At 73.7% G+C, this 18,342-nt stretch carries 17 protein-coding genes, 1 tRNA gene and 1 riboswitch; of the genes, 6 read left to right on the forward strand and 12 right to left on the reverse strand.

The features are described 5' to 3' along the window. The first annotated feature begins 67 nt into the window (after positions 1-67). From OG295_RS04730 to dacB, 3 genes are all read left to right on the forward strand, one after another. Complete coding sequence (locus OG295_RS04730; RefSeq protein WP_371675696.1) at positions 68-487, forward strand: DUF6153 family protein; 420 nt, start codon at positions 68-70, stop codon at positions 485-487. Positions 488-550: 63 nt separating this feature from the next. Further along, entirely contained in the window at positions 551-1,210 is a 660-nt protein-coding gene (locus OG295_RS04735) for a DUF305 domain-containing protein (protein WP_371675697.1), read from the forward strand. A gap of 176 nt (positions 1,211-1,386) precedes the next feature. Beyond that, positions 1,387-3,018, forward strand: coding sequence for a D-alanyl-D-alanine carboxypeptidase/D-alanyl-D-alanine-endopeptidase (gene dacB, locus OG295_RS04740; protein WP_371675698.1), 1,632 nt, complete (start codon positions 1,387-1,389; stop codon positions 3,016-3,018). A 1-nt stretch (position 3,019) separates the two neighbouring features. Here dacB and OG295_RS04745 read toward each other — a convergent pair whose 3' ends face one another. Both OG295_RS04745 and OG295_RS04750 read right to left on the reverse strand, forming a co-directional pair. Further along, a complete protein-coding gene (locus OG295_RS04745; protein ID WP_371675699.1) occupies positions 3,020-4,834 on the reverse strand; it encodes an ABC transporter ATP-binding protein in 1,815 nt (604 codons plus the stop codon). A gap of 212 nt (positions 4,835-5,046) precedes the next feature. Further along, a tRNA-Pro gene (locus tag OG295_RS04750) sits at positions 5,047-5,120 on the reverse strand. Between the two features lie 158 nt (positions 5,121-5,278). Here OG295_RS04750 and OG295_RS04755 point away from each other — a divergent pair. Further along, entirely contained in the window at positions 5,279-5,980 is a 702-nt protein-coding gene (locus OG295_RS04755) for a transketolase (RefSeq protein ID WP_371675700.1), read from the forward strand. An 11-nt stretch (positions 5,981-5,991) separates the two neighbouring features. After that, positions 5,992-6,888 (forward strand): transketolase family protein, encoded by an 897-nt coding sequence (locus OG295_RS04760; protein ID WP_371675701.1) that lies wholly within the window; start codon positions 5,992-5,994, stop codon positions 6,886-6,888. A gap of 59 nt (positions 6,889-6,947) precedes the next feature. Here the strand turns inward: OG295_RS04760 and OG295_RS04765 are convergent, their stop codons facing one another. The 8 genes from OG295_RS04765 to OG295_RS04800 form a co-directional block, all read right to left on the reverse strand. Then, entirely contained in the window at positions 6,948-7,493 is a 546-nt protein-coding gene (locus OG295_RS04765; RefSeq protein WP_371675702.1) for a GAF domain-containing protein, read from the reverse strand. Continuing rightward, positions 7,490-8,095 (reverse strand): ATP/GTP-binding protein, encoded by a 606-nt coding sequence (locus tag OG295_RS04770; protein WP_266843863.1) that lies wholly within the window; start codon positions 8,093-8,095, stop codon positions 7,490-7,492. Before OG295_RS04770 ends, OG295_RS04765 begins: the two co-directional genes overlap by 4 nt. Continuing rightward, positions 8,073-8,492 (reverse strand): DUF742 domain-containing protein, encoded by a 420-nt coding sequence (locus OG295_RS04775; protein WP_371675703.1) that lies wholly within the window; start codon positions 8,490-8,492, stop codon positions 8,073-8,075. Before OG295_RS04775 ends, OG295_RS04770 begins: the two co-directional genes overlap by 23 nt. After that, positions 8,489-8,926, reverse strand: coding sequence for a roadblock/LC7 domain-containing protein (locus OG295_RS04780; RefSeq protein WP_371675704.1), 438 nt, complete (start codon positions 8,924-8,926; stop codon positions 8,489-8,491). Before OG295_RS04780 ends, OG295_RS04775 begins: the two co-directional genes overlap by 4 nt. A 47-nt stretch (positions 8,927-8,973) precedes the next feature. Continuing rightward, on the reverse strand, positions 8,974-10,776 hold the full coding sequence (locus tag OG295_RS04785; RefSeq protein ID WP_371675705.1) for a sensor histidine kinase: 1,803 nt from the start codon (positions 10,774-10,776) through the stop codon (positions 8,974-8,976). A 275-nt stretch (positions 10,777-11,051) separates the two neighbouring features. After that, positions 11,052-12,263 (reverse strand): MBL fold metallo-hydrolase, encoded by a 1,212-nt coding sequence (locus tag OG295_RS04790; RefSeq protein ID WP_371675706.1) that lies wholly within the window; start codon positions 12,261-12,263, stop codon positions 11,052-11,054. 261 nt (positions 12,264-12,524) lie between these two features. Continuing rightward, entirely contained in the window at positions 12,525-13,310 is a 786-nt protein-coding gene (locus OG295_RS04795) for an SGNH/GDSL hydrolase family protein (RefSeq protein ID WP_371675707.1), read from the reverse strand. Positions 13,311-13,473: 163 nt separating this feature from the next. Beyond that, entirely contained in the window at positions 13,474-14,493 is a 1,020-nt protein-coding gene (locus OG295_RS04800; RefSeq protein ID WP_371675708.1) for a peptidoglycan DD-metalloendopeptidase family protein, read from the reverse strand. Between the two features lie 4 nt (positions 14,494-14,497). Continuing rightward, a riboswitch (cyclic di-AMP (ydaO/yuaA leader) is annotated at positions 14,498-14,662 on the reverse strand. Between the two features lie 316 nt (positions 14,663-14,978). Here OG295_RS04800 and OG295_RS04805 point away from each other — a divergent pair. Next, a complete protein-coding gene (locus OG295_RS04805; RefSeq protein ID WP_371675709.1) occupies positions 14,979-15,800 on the forward strand; it encodes a tyrosine-protein phosphatase in 822 nt (273 codons plus the stop codon). A 110-nt stretch (positions 15,801-15,910) separates the two neighbouring features. Here the strand turns inward: OG295_RS04805 and OG295_RS04810 are convergent, their stop codons facing one another. Together OG295_RS04810 and hpnH are read right to left on the reverse strand one after the other, a co-directional pair. Further along, entirely contained in the window at positions 15,911-17,314 is a 1,404-nt protein-coding gene (locus OG295_RS04810) for an aspartate aminotransferase family protein (protein WP_371675710.1), read from the reverse strand. Next, the gene (hpnH, locus tag OG295_RS04815) at positions 17,311-18,342 is read right to left on the reverse strand and encodes an adenosyl-hopene transferase HpnH (protein WP_030224715.1); all 1,032 of its coding nucleotides are present in this window, start codon (positions 18,340-18,342) and stop codon (positions 17,311-17,313) included. Before hpnH ends, OG295_RS04810 begins: the two co-directional genes overlap by 4 nt.

An 18,342-nucleotide genomic window follows, 5' to 3' on the forward strand; every position in this document is an offset into this window, starting at 1 on the left:
ACGCGACCCGGGCCCACATACCCCCCACCCCTTTGGAGTATCCCGCCCGGTCCCCTACGATGCGGGCATGAGCACGCGGGCGGGGCGACGGGACGGGCGGCACGGGCTGCCCGCGCGCCTGTGCCTGCTGTTCGCCCTGCTCACCGGGATCTTCGCCATGCACGGCCTGGGCCCCGGGCCGCCGACGCCGGCCTCCGGGCACACCACGCCCGCCGCTGCACCGGCCGCCCACCGGGCGGCCGAGGACCACGTCCCGGCCGGTCCCTGCGCCTGCCCCGACGAGGGCGGCGCCGACAGGCACGGCCTGCACGCCGACCCGACCTGCGCGGCGCCCGGTACCGCCGGAGCCCCGGTCCTGCCCGCCCCGGCGCCCGCCCCCGGGACCCTCCCGGCCTGGGCGGCGGCCGCGCACGTGACCGCGCCCGGGTCCGCGGTCGAGGGGCGCGCCCCTCCCTCCCTCAGCGAACTGCAGCTCCTGCGCATATGAGACGGCTCCGGCACCCGTGCCGCCGAGCCATTCCTCAGACCCCAGCACAGGAGCAGCATCACCATGACCATCCAGCGTTCCCTCGTCCGCCGCACCGCCGCCGTGGCCGCGGCGGCGACCGCCGCCCTCGTCCTCGCCGCCTGCGGCACCGACTCCGCGAAGGACTCCTCCGCGGGCGCCCCCACGCACGACGGCCACGCCGCCGGCTCCCCGGCGTCCGCCACGCCCTCCGCGCCGTCCTCCGCCTCGCCCGGCCAGGGCGGGAACAACGCCGCCGACACAGCCTTCGCCCAGGGGATGGTCCCCCACCACCGGCAGGCGGTCGAGATGGCCGGCCTGGCCGCGACCCGCGCCGGATCACCCGAGGTCAAGGCCCTCGCCGAGGAGATCAGGAAGGCGCAGGACCCGGAGATCAAGACGCTGTCGGGCTGGCTGACGGCCTGGGGGCAGCAGGTCCCCGCCGCCGACGCCGGTCACGGCGGGCACGCCATGTCCGGGATGATGACGGGCGGCGAGATGGACGAACTCACCAAGGCCTCCGGCAAGGAATTCGACGGGGCCTTCCTCCGGATGATGGTCAAGCACCACGAAGGCGCCGTGGCCATGGCCCGCACCGAGCAGTCCGCGGGTGCGTACGGGCCGGCGAAGGACATGGCCGCCGCCATCATCAGCTCCCAGAGCGCCGAGATCACCCGCATGAACACCCTCCTCGGCAAGGGCTGATCCCACCCCCGCACCCCCGCGCCGCCGCGCCCGCGCGCCGCGCCGCGGGGGTCCGCGGGCATGGCCCGGTCCCCTCGGACGCGCCAGCGTACGGGTGATGTGCGGCCCGTGCGGGGACGTGCCACGCTGGTCACAGACCCGGGGCAGGCGACCGTCGCGAGGAACGGGGGCGCGCTGTGGTGCGAGGAGCGAAGGCCGGATCCCTCAGGCGCCGCGTCGCCGCCGGTTGCGCGGCCCTGCTGTTCGTGGCCCTGGCCGCGGGCCCGGCCGCCGGATCGGGCACCGCGGCCTCCGCGCCGTCCGCGCCGTCCGCGCCGTCCGACGACGACTCGGGCGGCGGGCTGGACCCCCGGATCACGGCGATCATGCACAAGCCGGAGTACCGCCACGCCCAGTGGGGCCTCCTGGAGACCGACCCCGCCGGCGGCCGGGTGGTGCACAGCATGTCGCCGGAGACGTTCTTCATCCCCGGGTCGACGGCCAAGCTGTTCGGGGTCTCCGGAACCTGGCGGACGCTGGGCGCCGACCACCGCTTCGTGACCCCGCTCTACGCGGTCGGCGAGCGCCGCGGCGGCACGCTGACCGGCGACCTGGACCTGGTCGCGCAGGGCGACCTCACGATGGGCGGCCGGACCGCCCCCGACGGTACGGTCGCCTACACCGACCTCGACCACACCTACGCCAACGACTTCCCGGGCGCCTCGCTCACCCCGGAGAACCCCCTCGCCGGCATCGACCTGATCGCCCGCCAGGTGCGCGGCGCCGGAATCACCCGCGTCGACGGCGACGTGATCGTCGACGACCGCCTCTTCCTCCCGGAGCCGGTCCTCGATCCCACCCCGACCCCGCTGATCATCAACGACAACCTGATCGACCTGCTCACCACGCCCGGGGACCGTCCCGGCGCCGCCGCCCGCCTGGACTGGCGGCCCAAGGTCGCCCCCTACGAGGTCACCTCGACGGTCACGACCGTGGCGGCGGGCCGCCCGGCCGCCGTGACGGTGACGACCACCGGCGGCGGCACCCGGATCCGGCTCTCCGGCACGATCGCGGCGGACGCGCAGCCGCTGCTGCGCACGGCCCCGGTGACCGATCCGGCGGCCTTCGGCCGCACCGCCCTGATCGAGGCACTGGCGCGGGCGGGGGTGAGCGTCACCGCGCCCCCGACGGGCCCCGACCCGGTCGGCCGGCTGCCGCGGGACTACCGGGGGCGGCCGCGCGTGGCCGCGTACACCTCCCCGCCGTTCGTCCAGTACGCCACGCTCATCCTCAAGGTCAGCCACAACCTGGGCGCCAACCTCGGCATGTGCCTGCTGGCCGTCACCACCGGAAGCCGGCAGTGCATGAACGGCTTCCCGGTGCTGGCCGGCTTCCTGGACCGGGCGGGGGTCGACCGCGAGCAGGCGGAGCTGCTGGACGGCCGGGGCGGCAACCCCGCGGACCGCGCCACTCCGCGGGCGCTGGTGCAGATGCTGACGTACTGGCAGCGCACGCCGGAGGCCGAACGGTTCCGGGAGGCCCTGCCCGTCCTGGGCGTCGACGGGCTGCTGGCGGACAACTGCCGCGACTGCCCGGCCCGCGGCAAGGTCTTCGCGAAGACCGGGGCGGCCGTCGGCCCGGACGCCCTCAACGACCGCCTGGCCGTCGGGGCGATCACGATCGCGGGATACCTGGACAAGGGCGACGGCCGCTACGACACCTTCTACGCGGGCGTCAACGGCGCCTCCACCCCGACGACCGACCCCGCGGGCGTGCTGTCCATCGCCAACGACCTGGCCATGATCGCCGCCTACCTCCAGGAACGCTGATTCAGAGCGAGTCCGAGCGGGCCGGAACCTCGTCGAGGAAACCGCCCGACTGGTGCTGCCACAGCTTCGCGTACGCGCCCTCCGCGTCCAGCAGCTCCTGGTGCGTGCCCTGTTCGACGATCCGTCCCCGGTCCAGGACCACGAGCCGGTCCATGCCGGCCACGGTGCTCAGCCGGTGCGCCACCACGAGTGCCGTCCGTCCCTCCATGAGCCGCCACAGCGCCTCCTGGACGAGGAGCTCGCTCTCGGAGTCCAGGGCGCTGGTCGCCTCGTCGAGCAGCAGGATCGGCGCGTCGCGCAGGATCGCCCGCGCGAGGGCGACCCGCTGGCGCTGCCCGCCGGACAGTTTGATGCCGCGCTCGCCGACCATGGTGGCGAAGCCGTCCGGGAGGGCGTCGGCGAACTCCGTGACGTGCGCCGCCTCGGCCGCGCGCCGGACTTCGGCGTCGGTGGCGCCGGGCCGGGCGAAGGCGATGTTGTCGCGCAGCGTGCGGTGGAACATCGCCGGGTCCTGCGGTACGTAGGCGATCAGGCCGCGCAGGTCGGCCTGGCGCAGCCGGCTGATGTCCTGGCCCCCGATCGTGATCCGGCCGGCGTCGATGTCGGTCATCCGCAGCAGCAGCCGGGTCAGGGTGGTCTTGCCTCCGCCGGACCGGCCGACGAGGCCGAGCTTCGTCCCGCCGGGCACGTCCAGGTCGAGGTGTTCGAAGAGCGGCTCCCCGCCCCCGTGGGCGAAGGTCACCCCCTCGAACCGGACGTCGCCGGACCGGGAGCGCAGCGGCTCCGGCGCGGCCGGGTCGACCACGGCGGGCGGGGTCAGCAGCAGTGCGGTGAACTGCGCGGCCTCCGTCATCGAGCTCTCCAGGCGGCGGTAGATCTGGTTGAACTCGAACATGATCCGGGTGGCGTTGGCGAAGTAGGTGAAGGCGACGACCACCGCCTCCACGCCGTGCGTCCCGCCGCCCAGCGCGACGGCGAGCAGCAGGCCGAGCGCGTTGGTCAGTACGGACATCGGCGCGACGAGCGTGTCGATGCGCAGGTTGCCGTAGTCCCACGACCGCAGCATGAGCCGGCGCGAACGCGCCACGCGCGAGCGGTGCTCGGCGGCCTCGCGTTCCTCGGCGGCGAAGGCCCGGACCGTGTCCATGTTCATCAGGCTGTCGGCGACGTGGCCCGACACGTGGGCGATCGCCTCCTCGCGCTGGTCGACCAGTGCCTGGCGGCGCCGGATCAGGGGCAGCACGCACACCGCCGTCACGACGATGAGCGACAACAGCCCGACCACGAGCAGCGGTTCGTACTGCCACAGCACCACCGAGCCGAACAGCAGCGGCACGAGGCTGCCCAGGACCGAGAACGTCAGCGTGTCGACGAACTCCTCGAAGCGGGACGCGAAGCTCAGGACCCGCTTGGTCAGCGATCCGGCGAAGTTGTCGTGGAAGAACGCGGCGTCCTTGGCGAACAGCTCGTCCATGCCGATCACGTACAGGCGCTCGATCCCGAGGGCGTCGACGCGGTTCAGGAAGTGCAGCCCGAGGCGCCACAGCCCCTCGGAGAGCAACAGGACGCCGGCGAAGCCGAGCACGTAGGGCAGCGCCGGGCCGACCCCCGCTCCGGCGCCCGAGGCGATGCGGCCGACGAGCTTGGCGACGACCAGCGGCGCGAGGTAGTTGATGCCGATGTTGCCCAGCGCCGGGAGCAGCATCGCCGGCCCCGCCAGCCGGCGCAGCCGGACCAGTTCGCGGCCGTAGTAGCGGAGTGCGAGGAGTACCGGACCCCTGCCGGTCGGACCTTCGGACGATTCAGCCGTTCCCATCACAACCCTGCGTCCTCGTGGGGCGAGACGCCGTCACCTCGCCGGGTGCGGGCCAGGAACCGCAGTGTCCCGCGAGCGAGCCCGCCGGGTCCACGCGTTTTCCCGTGTGGGGGACACGGCGCCGGCCCCGCCGGCGGACCCGGTCCCGGAAACGATCGAGGGGCCGTTTCAGATCTCTCTGAAACGGCCCCTCGATCTACGACTCTTCCGAGTCGGGACGACAGGATTTGAACCTGCGACCCCTTGACCCCCAGTCAAGTGCGCTACCAAGCTGCGCCACGTCCCGATGGCCGCTGACCTGGGGTTTCCCCTGGCCGGACCAGCACGAGAACAATACCGCACTTCCGGGGGTGGTCGCGCGCGGGTTTCCCCGGACGGCCGGATGTGACGGATCCGGCGACGGCGGCTTGACCTCAAGTCCGCTTGAGGGAGCAGGGTGGTTGCATGACACAGGCAATCGCGGACACCGGGTTCCGCCATGAGGATCTGGGCCGGCTCATCGCGCTCATGACAGGGGCGGAGAAGCACGGGCCCGCCGCCACCTCCACGCTCGACGCGCTGTGGGTGCTCTACGACCGGGTGTTGCGCGTCGGGCCCGGGAGTGCCGGGGCCGCCGAGAGGGACCGGTTCCTGCTCTCCAAGGGGCACGGGCCCATGGCCTACTACGCCGTGCTCGCCGCGAAGGGGTTCTTCCCCGTCGAGTGGCTGGCCGGATTCGGTTCCTACGACTCCCCCCTCGGCCACCACCCCGACCGCACCCTCGTCCCCGGCGTGGAGATCGGCAGCGGCTCGCTCGGGCACGGGCTGCCGCTCGCGGTCGGCACCGCGCTCGGGCTGCGCGCCCAGGGGCTGGACGACCCGGCCGTGTGGGTGCTGATCGGGGACGCGGAGCTCGACGAGGGCAGCAACCACGAGGCCATCGCCTACGCCGGCCCGGCCGGACTGGAGCGGCTGCACACCCTGGTGATCGACAACGACTCCGCGACCCACGGCTGGCGCGGCGGGATCGCCTCCCGCTTCGAGGCGGCCGGCTGGTCGGCGGTCACCGTGGACGGGCGCGACCACGAGGCGCTGCACGTCGCCTGCACCGCGCCGCATCCGGGCCGGCCGCACGCCGTCGTCGCCCGTGTCGAGAAGAAGTTCTGAGGGGGCAGGTCATGGACACCATGCGGGACCGGTTCGTGTCGGTCACGTCGAAGCTGCTCGACGAGGACCACCGGCTGGCGGTCGTGCTCGCGGAGATCACCATGGACGGGTTCCGGCCCGCCCAGCAGCGCCACCCGGACCGGGTGATCAACGTCGGGATCCGCGAGCAGCTGCTCGTCGGCGTGGGCGGCGGCCTGGCCCTCACGGGGCTGCGGCCCGTGCTCCACACCTTCGCCAGCTTCCTGGTCGAGCGGCCCTTCGAGCAGGTCAAGCTGGACTTCGGGCACCAGGGCACGGGCGGGGTCCTGGTCAGCGCGGCCGCCAGCTACGACTGGCCGGCCGGCGGGTTCACCCACATGGCGCCGGGTGACGTGGCGCTGCTGGACACCCTGGACGGCTGGACGGTCCACACGCCCGGCCACCCCGACGAGGCGGAGGAGCTGCTGCGCCACGCCTACGCCGCCGGGGACGACAAGGTGTACGTCCGGCTCACCGCGCAGTCGAACTCCGCCCCGCGCCCCGTCGGCGACCTGCGCTTCCAGACCGTACGGACGGGGAGCGCGGGTGTGGTCCTCGCCGTCGGCCCGCTGCTCGACGAGGTCCTCGCCGCCACCGAGGGCCTCGACGTCACCGTGCTCTACGCGGCCACCGTGCGCCCCTTCGACGACGCGGCCCTGCGCGCCGCCGCGGGCCGGGCCGCGCCGGAGGTGGTCCTGGTCGAGCCCTACCTGGCCGGAACCTCCGCGGCGGCCGCCGGGCAGGCCCTGATGGACGTACCGCACCGGATCCTGCCGCTCGGGGTGGGCCGGGCCGAGCTGCGCCGCTACGGCACGATGGAGGAGCACACCGCCGCCCACGGCCTGGACGCGGCCTCGCTGCGGCAGCGGATCAGCGGCTTCCTGGGCTGACCGCCCCGGAACGGCCCCGGGCGGGGGGCCGTCACGCACCCCCGCCCGGCCCGGCGCCGTCAGCGGCCCCGGTCCTCCCGCGCGTGGATCAGCTCCACCAGGTCGGCGGCGAGCGCCTTGACCGTCGTCAGGCCCTCCGTCCCCCAGCGCCGCGGCACCACGTCCACCGCACACACCGTGCCCAGGACGACGCCGCGCCGGTCGGTGAGGGGAGCCCCCGCGTACGAGCGCACCCCGCTCTCGTCCACGACCGCGTTGCCCGCGAAGCGCGCGAAGTCCCGTACGTCCTGGAGCACCAATGCGCGGCGCCGCACCACCACGTGCGGGCAGTAGCCGTGGTCCCGGGGCAGCACCCGCGCCGGGTATCCGGCCTGCGCGGCGTCCGGGCGGTGGTGCAGCCCTGCGAAGAACTGCCGTTCCTCCCCGACGAAGTTGACACCGGCGTACGGGGTCCGCAGGGTCCGGGCGACCCGCGTCGCGAAGGCGTCGAGTTCCGCGTCCACCCGCTCCCCCAGGCCCAGTTCGCGCAGCCGGACGGCGCGTGCGGGTGCCTCCCGGTCCACCGGGGTGAGGAGCAGGTGGCCGGTCGATTCGTAGTAGGTCATGGCGGTTCCCCCGGATCCGAGTGGGCTTGCTTCGCTGTGGACAGCAGATGGTGGACGAGGGCCGCGAGGGTCCCCGTACCGGAACCCCTCAGTCGCGCGTCGCACCGGACGACGGGAACCCGGGGGCCGAGTCCGACCGCCTCGCGGACCTCCTCGGCGGTGTAGCGGTGGGCGTCGTCGAACTCGTTGACGGCGACGACGAAGGCGATCCCCCGCCGCTCGAAGAAGTCCACGGCGGGGAAGCAGTCGTCGAGCCGGCGGGTGTCGGCCAGCACCACGGCCCCCAGGGCGCCCGCGCACAGCTCCTCCCACAGGAACCAGAAGCGCTGCTGCCCCGGCGTGCCGAACAGGTACAGGACGTGCCGGTCGTCGAGGGTGAGCCGGCCGAAGTCCAGCGCGACCGTCGTCGTCGCCTTCGCCTCCACCCCGTCGAGCGGGTCGCTGCCCTCGCCCACCCCGCTCAGCACCTCCTCCGTGCACAGCGGCTCGATCTCGCTGACCGCGCCCACGAAGGTGGTCTTCCCCGCCCCGAACCCGCCCGCGACCAGGATCTTCAGGGTCGCGGGCGGGGCGGGGGCGTCACAGTCGCCGGCGTAGGCCATCGAGCACCGCCCGGAGCAGGGTCTGGTCGTCGTCGGCGAAGGAATCCCCGCCGGGGAACCGGGGCGCCCGCACCGAGACGGCCCCGTGCTGCGTCAGATCGGACAGCAGCACCTTCACCACCACCACCGGGAGCCGCAGCTGCCCGGCCACCTCGGCGACGGTCACCCCGGCCGCGCCCGCGCAGATCCGCAGCGCGAGGGTGTGCTCGGCGCCGAGCGGAACGCGCGGACGGACCCCGGTCGCGGTCACCAGCGACAGCAGGTCGAGGTGGACGGCCGCCCGGGTGCGCCCGCCGCTGGCGGTGTACGGGCGCATCACCCGGCCCGCCGAATCGTCCAGCCACGGCGTGTCGCGCGCCGCACCGGATCCCCGTTCCCCCCGTGCCCAGACCCTCATCGCTCCGCGTCGACGGCGTGCGCGGGCCGGCGCGGCGGGGCCGCCAGGTACGGGCGGACGCTCTTGACCAGCATCGCCATCTCGTAGCCGAGGACGCCCGCGTCCGCCTCCCGGTCCGCGAGCACCGCCAGGCAGGTCCCGGACCCGGCCGCCGAGACGAACACCAGTGCCGTGTCCAGCTCGACCACCACCTGCCGGACCTCGGCCCCGTCCCCGAACCGGGATCCGGCGCTGCGCCCCAGCGAGTACAGCCCGGAGGCCAGGGCGGCCATGTGGTCGGCGCTGTCCGGGTCCAGTCCGTGTACGCAGGTGACGAGCCCGTCCGCGGTGAGCAGGACCGCGCTGCGCGTGTACGGCACGCGTTGGACCAGGCCGCCGAGCAGCCAGTCGAGGTCCGCGAGGCTGCCTGTCTTCGTCGCCGCTTCTCCGGCCATGGGGGTGTGCTCCTTGCTGGGGTGAGGGTCCGGGCCGGGGGCCCGGTTCATGCCTGCTGCTCCGACTGGGCGAGGCCGAAGCCGCGCTGGAAGGCCGCCATCAGGCCGGGGTCGTGCACGGGTTGCTCGGTTTCGGGTGCCCGGCGCGGGACGGGGGTCCCGCGCAGCTGGGGCGCGAGGTGGTGCTGGGCACGGCGCCGGGGCAGCGCCGGCCGCTCCGCCTCGGCGGGGGCGGGGGCGGCCGGCTGCGGCCGGGGTGCCGGTGCGGGCGACACGGCCGGGGCCGGTACGACCGCGTTCCCGGCCTCCGACGGCACCGCGGGCGACAGCCGTACGGGTACGGGTACCGGCGCGGGCTCCGCCGCTCCGGCCGGGGCGGGCGCGTCGGGGGTGACGGCCGCGCCGGGGGGCGGCGGTACGGAAGCGGGCACCGGCCCGCCCGCGGGGTGCTCCGGCACGGAGGGCGTCGCCTGCGCCCACCACCCGCCGGGCCCCCGCTCCGGCTCGGGATCCCCCTCCGGCTCGGGCCCCCGCTCCTGCCGGGAGCCCGGCACGCGCACGCGTACGGGTTCCAGCGGAGGCACCGCGCCGCCCTCGCCGGTCCCCCAGGAGGTGGCCCTCGACCCGTCCAGCGCGTCGGCACCGCTCGGCGCGTCCGCGCCCAGCAGCCCCTGGGGCAGCACCAGTACGGCGAGCACCCCGCCGTAGATGTTGGACTTCAGCTCGACGGCGATGCCGTGGCGGCGGGCCAGCGCCGAGACCACGAACAGCCCGATCCGCCCGTCGGCCAGCAGGTGCCGCACGCTGACCTGGTCGGGGTCCCCCAGCAGGGCGTTCATGCGGTGCTGCTCCCCGGCGGGCATGCCCAGTCCGCGGTCCTCGACCTCGACCGCGATCCCGGCGGTGACCCGCTCCGCCCGCACCACGACGTCGGTGTCGGGGGCGGAGAACACCGTGGCGTTCTCGACGAGTTCGGCCAGCAGGTGCACCACGTCGGCGACGGCGTGTCCGCGCACCGTGCCGCCCGCCGGCGGCACCACCTTGACCCGCGTGTACTGCTCGACCTCGGCCACCGAGGAACGCAGCACCTCGCTCAGGTCGATCGGCCGGGTCCACTGGCGCCGCGAGGCGGCCCCGCCGAGCACGGCGAGGTTCTCGGCGTGCCGACGGATCCGGGTGGCGAGGTGGTCGACGTGGAAGAGCTCCCTGAGCAGGTCGGGGTCCTCGACCGTGTCCTCCAGCTCGTCGAGGAGGGAGATCTCGCGGTGCACGAGCGACTGAAGCCGGCGCGCGAGGTTGACGAAGACCTCCACCTTGCGGTCGCTGTCGCTCGGGGCGGCCGGGACGGCGAGCCGCACCAGGGTCGCGTGCGCCTGTTCGCGGGCGCCGCGCAGCTCCTGCGCGAGCAGCCAGAACTCGTCCACCCCGGCCGGATCGGCGGCCGGCGGCGGACCGTTCGGCCCCCCGCGCACGGGCCGTCCCGGACTCTCCCCCCGCTCCAGCCGCTCGGCGGCCGTCCGCAGCTCCTGGCGGCCCCGCACGCTGGAGCGGCGCAGGGCCTCGCAGCGGTCGCCCACGGCCTTGGCCGCCCGCTGCGCCCCGAGCAGGGCGCAGGCGAGGGCGCCGACGACGAGCAGGGCGCAGCCCGTGAGAACGGGCCACAGCCGGGCGTCGCGCTCCCCGGCGCCCCCGCCGAGCTGGAGGGTGAAGATGACCGCGGCGGTGCCGCTGAGCCCGGCGGCGAGCGTGGGCAGTACGGCGGCGCGCAGCAGCTGGGGGCGTATCTGCCGGCCGGGTCCGGTGACGGCGTGTCTCGACGGGGCGTGGCGGGCGGCGCGGAATCCGGACATCGGCGTCCTCGGTACGTGGGGCCCGGCCACCGGCGGTCCCGGGCCCGGTATTGATCACCGGATACCCACGCTAGACCGCACGCTCCCGCCCCTGACGCCCGGTTGGGGAACTTCGGCGGGCTGCTTCCCGCTCCCGACGGAGCGCTCGTACGGGAGCCCGAATGCGCCGGGAGCGCGTACCCCGGCTCGGCCGGGGGGCGTACGCCGCCCGGCCCGCGCTCCCCACGAACCCGGGGGCACGGGCGTCCCACCGGGCCCCCGGGCCCCACCGTCCGTTACGACCCCACGGCCTCCGGCTCGCCCTGTCCGGCCGGTGCCGGGGCGACGGGGGCCTCCGCGGGCCGCGCCCGTACGGGGGTGGCCGTCACCGGGGCCGGGGGCGCGGCCACGAAGGGGCGCCACCAGGCCTGGTCCGGGGCGTCGGCCGCACCCGGTTCGAAGGGCTGGCCCGGGATCGGCAGGGCGACGGCCGCCCCGGCCGCCTCCGCGGCGGCGACGGTCCCCTCGCCGGGCTCGTCCCACGGGTGCGGGGCCAGGTTGAAGGTGCCCCAGTGGATCGGCAGCATCGTCCCGTGCGGGAGTCCGCCCTGGAGGTCGAGGTGGGCCCGGATCCCCTCCGCGGGGGTCATGTGGATGTCCGGCCAGTACTCGGAGTAGGCGCCGATCTGGATCATCGTCGCGTCGAAGGGGCCGTGCGCGGCGCCGATCTCCCCGAAACCGGGGAAGTAGCCGGTGTCCCCGCTGTGGAAGATCCGGTGTTCCCCGCCCGTCACGACCCAGGAAGCCCAGAGGGTGAACTGCTGGTTGCGCAGCCCGCGACCGCAGAAGTGGCGGGCCGGGGTGGCCGTGAGGGAGAGCCCGGCGACCTCGGTCGTCTCGTTCCAGTCGAGCTCGCGCAGCCGGTCCGGTGCCACGCCCCAGCGCTCCAGGTGCGCGCCGACGCCGAGCGGGACGGCGAAGACGGTGTCCGTGCCGGCCAGTGCCTTGATGGTGGGCAGGTCGAGGTGGTCGTAGTGGTCGTGGGAGATCACCACGACGTCGACCTCGCCGAGGGAGGCCAGCGGCACGGGGACCGGGTGCAGCCGCTTGGGTCCGGCGAAGGGGAAGGGGGAGCAGCGCTCGCCCCAGACCGGGTCGAAGAGCACCCTGCGCCCGTCGATCTCGGCGAGCACGCTGGAATGCCCCATCCAGGTCAGGCGCAGCCCGCTGACCGGCGGTTTCGCCAGCTCGGCGAGGGTGGTGGGGTACACCGGGACGGGGGCGCCCGGGTTGCGCCGTACCCGCTGCTCCTTGTGGAAGTAGATCTTGGCGAACTCGACCATCGACCCGGAGGGCCTGGTCCGTGCGCCCACGGGGTTCTGGAAGACGCCGTCGGCGAAGTTCGGCGAGCGCAGGATCCGCTCCAGCCGTGCGCCGGAGGGGTCCGCGCCGAAGGCTTCGGGCCGCAGGGCGCGCAGCCGGGGACGCAGGGGAAGGGAGCCGGTCAAGGCGCCTCCTGGGAAAGGTGCAGGACGGTGGGACGGTCGTACGACTACGACCATCCCAACGCGCACCGGCCCCCGAGGATTCCGCGTACGGCCCGCGTGTCGGCCGGATCTCCCGGCCGGCCTCCCCCCGGCGCCCGCGCGGGCCTCCGGCGCCGGTCTCCCGTGCCGGCCTCCGGCGCCGGTCTCCCGGCGGGCGCCCCGGGCGGCCCTTCCCCGGCGGGGGAGCCCGCCGGGCCCCGTCGGTCAAAGCGGCGACCGGCCCTAGAGCGGCAGCAGGTCCGGCCGCTTGGCCTCGACGTGGTCGCCGGAGGACTCCCCGCGCAGCCGGCGGCCGATCCAGGGCACGAGGTGCTCGCGCGCCCACTGGATGTTGTCCCGGGTGACGTCCACCGACCCGCGCGGCGGGGTGGGCGGCCACGGCTGGTCCGGGTCGGCGGGGATCTCGTAGCCGAGGACCTGTGCGGCGCGGAGCGCGACACGGGTGTGGCCCTCGGGCGAGAGGTGCAGCCGGTCGCCGTCCCAGGCCCGGCGGTCCTGCACCGACTTCAGCGACCAGAGGTCGAGGACCGGGCAGTCGTAGCGGTCGGCGATGGCGCGTACGTGCGCGCTGTACGTCGCGACCTTGCCCCGCAGGTGCTTGAGGACGGGGACGCCCCGGGTGTCGAAGCCGGTGGTGATCATGACGAGGCCGACGGCCCCGGTGAGGTCGGCCACCGCCGCCTCGAACCGCTCCGCCACGTCGTCCGGGTCACTGCCCGGCCGGATGATGTCGTTGCCGCCCGCGCAGAAGGTGACCAGGTCCGGAGCGAGGTCCTTGGCTCTGGGCACCTGTTCGGCCACGATCTGGTCGAGGAGCTTGCCCCGCACCGCGAGGTTCGCGTACCGGAAGTCGTGCTCGTCGCGCTGATCGGCCAACAGGACGGCGAGCCGGTCCGCCCAGCCGAGATACGAATCCCCGGGTCCCGGGTCCCCCACGCCTTCGGTGAAGCTGTCCCCGATCGCCGCGTACGAGCCGATGGTCTTGAGTGTCGTCTTCGTCGCTGCCACGGGACGACATCCTTCACCCCCGTCACCAACCTACGCCAACGTAATGAGGGGTTGACGGACCGTGATCTATACCACGCGGGGGATAAGGAATAAGTACACGTGGGGCCGGGACCCCCCTCAGGTCCCGGCCCCACGCGCGTCCGTGCCGCTGCCGCGGCTCCCGTCAGACGTTCACGCCCTTGGAGCGGAGGTAGGCCAGCGGGTCGATGTCCGAGCCGTAGGACGGGCCGGTGCGGATCTCGAAGTGGAGGTGCGGGCCGGTCACGTTGCCGGTGGCGCCGGAGAGGCCGATGCGCTGTCCGGCGGTGACGCTCTGGCCCACCGAGACGGACAGCTGGGAGAGGTGGCCGTACTGGGAGTACTTGCCGTCGGCGTGGCGGATGACCACCTCGTTGCCGTACGCACCTCCCCAACCTGCGGAAACCACGGTGCCCGCGCCCACCGCCCTGACGGTGGTGCCGGTGCTCGCGACGAAGTCGACGCCGGTGTGGTAGCCGGAGGACCACATGGTGCCGCTCTGGTGGTACGGCGTGGAGGTGCCGCCGTCGACCGGGGCGACGAAACCGGAGCCGTTCGCGGGGGCCGCGGAACCGGCCGCGGCCGCGGGCGCGGAAGGCGCCGGGCTCTGGGCGGGGGTCTTGGCCGCCGGTCCGCGCGAGGTGCCGGACCGCGGTGCGGGGGTCGCGTCGGCGGTGTCCCCGCCGGTCGCGCCGGCGGCGGAGGGGGCCTCGTCGGCCGCCTGAGTCCCGCTGGAGGATTCCTCGGCCGCGGCCTCAGGAGCCTTCGGCGCGGGGGTCCCGGCGTGGCCGTCCAGGGTCAGCTTGAGGCCCGGGTGGATGAGGGAGGGGTTCGCGCCGACGGCCTCGCGGTTGTCCGCGTAGAGCCGCTCCCAGCCGCCCTGGAGGTGACGCTCGGCGGCGATCTTCGACAGGTAGTCGCCCGGCACGACGGTGTAGACGGCCGGGGCGGCGGAGGGGGCGGAGACCGGAGCGGAGGCCGGAGCGGAGACGGGGGCCCGGAGGGCCTGGGGCACCTGCGCGGGCGTCGCGGCCGGGGTGGCGGCGTGGGCACCGGCGGCGACCGTCAGCGGCAGCGCGAGGGCGGCGCCACCGGTGCCGGCCACGGCGAGACCGCGGGATATGGAACGGGACTTCGGACGGCGGTGCTTACCCTTTGCGGGCATGGCGAATTCCTCTCCGGCGCCTGCGAGGTGAGCTGTCGGGTTCGGACTGGAGATGTCCGGCCGCACCCGTGGAACACGCGTACGACTTCACCCCGAGCTGCCCGGAAGTGATCCGGAACGGCGACTTACCTGGTTCCCCCGCTCCTGCCGCGCGCGTCGATGGTCGGGTGCGGTTCCCGGGCGGCGGCAGGATGAGGCGGTCCACCCGGATCGATCGCGAAGGTAATCCAGCGGGAGTGCGCACAACAAGCCGTGAATTCCCTGACGGAATAGCAGGCATGAAGGATCAACGGAATTCCCGTCACCCTCCGTCCATTCCCGTGCGACAACAGCCGCCCTGGCAAGGGAATTCGGATTTCGCGATCAGGCACGGACGGTCACCGTATGATCTGGCTCACGGGGCCTGGCGCGATCTCGCCTCCACGTATGGCAAGTTGTTCCCAACCAGAGCAATTCGGACACGCAGGACACGCGGAGGAACGCACGTGACCCAGCAGATACCCCAGCCCCCGCCGAGCGGCCCGGAGCCGGAGCCCGCCCTCTCCGGGGTGCGCAATTTCCGTGACGTGGGCGGCCTGTCGACCGCCGACGGACGGAGGGTCAGGCCGGGACGACTGTTCCGAAGCGGACATCTCGCACATGCGACCGAAACCGATACGGAATTCCTCGAATCGCTCGGACTCCACACCGTCTTCGACTTCCGCAACGGAGCCGACCAGGCCCTGGAGGGCCCGGACGTCGAGCTGGCGGGCGTGCGCAACGTGAACATCCCGCTGTCGGATCCAGCCGACGGACGGGAGTTCTGGAAGATGGTCCGCGACGGGGACCTCGCCCGGCTCCGCACCGTCCTGGGCGACGGCAAGGCGGCCACCCGCATGAGGGACTCGTACCGGACGATCATCCGCACCCGCACCGCCGAGCACAGCCGGGTGGTGCACGCGCTCGCCGAGGACAGCGTCCCGGCGCTGATGCACTGCGCCGCGGGCAAGGACCGCGCGGGACTGTCGATCGCCGTCACCCTGCTCGCCCTGGGCGTCGGGCGCGAGGCGATCGTGGCCGACTACCTGGAGTCCAACGCCCCGCACAACCGCTACCGCGTCCGGCGCGGCAGCGACGCGCCCGAGGCCCGCTCCCCCGAGGTCATGGAGCTGCTGGCCCCGCTCTTCGAAGCGCGCGCCGAGTACCTGCTCGCGGCGTTCGACACCATCGACGGCCAGTGGGGCGGGGTGGAGGCCTACCTCGCCGAGGGACTCGGCCTCGCGCCCGCCACGCTGGACCGGCTGCGCGACCGGCTCCTCGTCGGCTGAGGCCCGGCTGAGGCCCGGCGGGGGCCGCGGCGGGGGCGCACGGGGGCGGGGGGCGTACGGGCCGCGCGGGGGGCCCGTACGGGGTCCCCGCACGGCCCCCCGCCGCGCCCTCAGCGGTTGCCGACCGCCTGCTTGACCAGGGTCCTGCCGAAGTCCCACATCAGGCCGCCCCCGCCGTGCGCTTCGTCCATGACCTCACGGAACGCCCCGACGAACCGGTCCACGTCCCCTTCGTCCACGATCAGCGGCGGGATGAGCTTGATGACCTCCAGGTGGTCGCCGGAGACCTGGGTCAGGATCCGGTGCCGGTTCAGCAGGGGCACCACCACCATCTGCGCGAACAGGCCCTTGCGGGCCGCCTGGAGCACGGCCCAGCGGCTGCGCAGCCCCAGGGAGGACGGCCGGCCGAACTCGATGCCGATCATCAGGCCGCGCCCCCGCACCTCGTGCAGCAGCTCGTACTCGTCCACCAGCGCCGCGAGCCGCCCGCGCAGCAGGTCGCCCATGGCGCGGGCGTTGGCCACCACCTGCTCGTCCTCCATCACCGCGAGGACCGCCAGCCCGGCCGCCATCGCCTGCGCGTTGGAGCCGAAGCTGGCGGAGTGCACCAGCACCCGGTCCATGGAGGAGTAGACCTTCTGGAAGATCCAGTCCTTGCCGAGGGTCGCCCCGACGGGGACGTAGCCGCCGGAGAGGGCCTTGGCCACGCACACCAGGTCCGGTTCCACGCCCGGCTCGTGCTGGTACGCGTAGAAATCGCCCGTCCGGCCGAGCCCGGTCTGGACCTCGTCCGCGATGAGCAGCGCCTTGTGGCGGTGCAGCAGTTCCTGCGCGGCGCGCAGGTACCCGGGCGGGGCCGCGAGCACGCCCTTGCCCTGGACCGGCTCGACGATCAGGGCGGCGACGTCCCCGCGCCGGAGCTCCGCCTCCAGGGCGTCCAGGTCCCCCATCGCGATCTTCGTATCGGGCAGCAGCGGCGCGAAACCGTCGCGGAAGCCGCCCTCCCCGTTGACCGACAGCGAGCCCGTGGTGAGCCCGTGGAAGGCGTGGTCGCAGTAGAGGATCCTGGGCCGGCCGGTGGCGTAGCGGGCGAACTTCAGGGCGGTCTCGACGGCCTCGGTGCCGCTGTTCCCGAAGAAGACCCGGTCCAGGTGGGGGCTGTGCCCGAGGAGCTTCTCGGCCAGCAGTCCGGGCAGCGGCTGGCAGTCGAAGCGGGTCAGGTCGGCGAGCTGGGCGTCCAGCACGTCGTGCAGGGCCCGGCGCACGACGGGGTGGTGCCGGCCCAGGCCCATCACGCCGAACCCGGCCAGCATGTCGAGGTAGTCGTTGCCCTCGTCGTCCCAGAAGTGGGCGCCCTCGGCCCGTACGTAGACCTTGTCGAAGCCGATGGTGCGCAGCATCCGGGGCAGCTGGTGGTTGAGGTGGCGGGTGTGCAGCTCGTACCGCTCCCCGCCGCGCTCGGCCAGCAGCGCGGCGAGGTCGAAGCCCCCGCCCCCTCCGGGCGCGGACGTCATGCCGAGCCCGCCCGGTTGCCGCCGATCGTCTCCCGGGCCGCGCGCAGGGACTCCTTGAGGGATCCCATCGTGGCGAGGACGGCGGTGGGCTCGTAGCCGCAGTGCGCCATGCAGTTCGCGCAGCGCGGGTCCTTGCCGCGGCCGTACTTGCTCCAGTCGGTGTCCTCGATCAGCTCCCGGTACGTGGGCACGTAGCCGTCGCTCATCAGGTAGCAGGGCCGCTGCCAGCCGAAGAGGGAGTAATTCGGAATGGCCCAGGCGGTGCAGGGGAAATCCGCCTTGCCTTCGAGGAAGTCGAGGAAGAGCGGGGAGTGGTTGAGCCGCCAGCGCAGCCGGTTGCCTCCGGCGAACGCCTTCTTGAAGAGTTCCCGGGTCTGTTCGACACCCAGGAAGTGTTCCTGGTCGGGGGCCTTTTCGTAGGCATAGGCGGGCGAGATCATCATTTCGTCGACCTGGAGGTCGTCGTTGAGGTAGTTCAGCACCTCGATGATCGTCTGGGGTGTGTCGGTGTTGAAGAAGGTGGAGTTGGTGGTCACCCGGAATCCGCGGCGCTTGGCCTCCTTGATGGCCGCCACGGCTTCGTCGAAAACGCCTTCCTTGGCCACGGATTCGTCGTGGCGTTCGCGCAGTCCGTCGATGTGGACGGCGAAGGCGAAATACGGGGAGGGGGTGAACTTCTCGATCTTCTTGCGGAGCAGCATCGCGTTGGTGCAGAGGAAGACGTACTTCCGCCTGGCCACCAGCTGGCGCACGATCTCGTCGATCTGCGGGTGCATCAGGGGCTCGCCGCCCGCGATGGACACCATCGGGGCGCCGGACTCCAGGACGGCGCCGACCGCCTGGGCGACCGGCATGCGCTGCTTGAGCACCCCCGCCGGATGCTGGATCTTCCCGCAGCCCTCGCAGGCCAGGTTGCACGCGTAGAGCGGCTCCAGCTCGACGATCAGCGGGAACTTCTCGCGCTTGCGGAGCTTCTGTTCGAGAAGATAGGTCCCGACCCTGATGGACTGTCGCAACGGCATGGCCAT

Source organism: Streptomyces sp. NBC_01276 (genome assembly GCF_041435355.1).
Classification (GTDB): domain Bacteria; phylum Actinomycetota; class Actinomycetes; order Streptomycetales; family Streptomycetaceae; genus Streptomyces.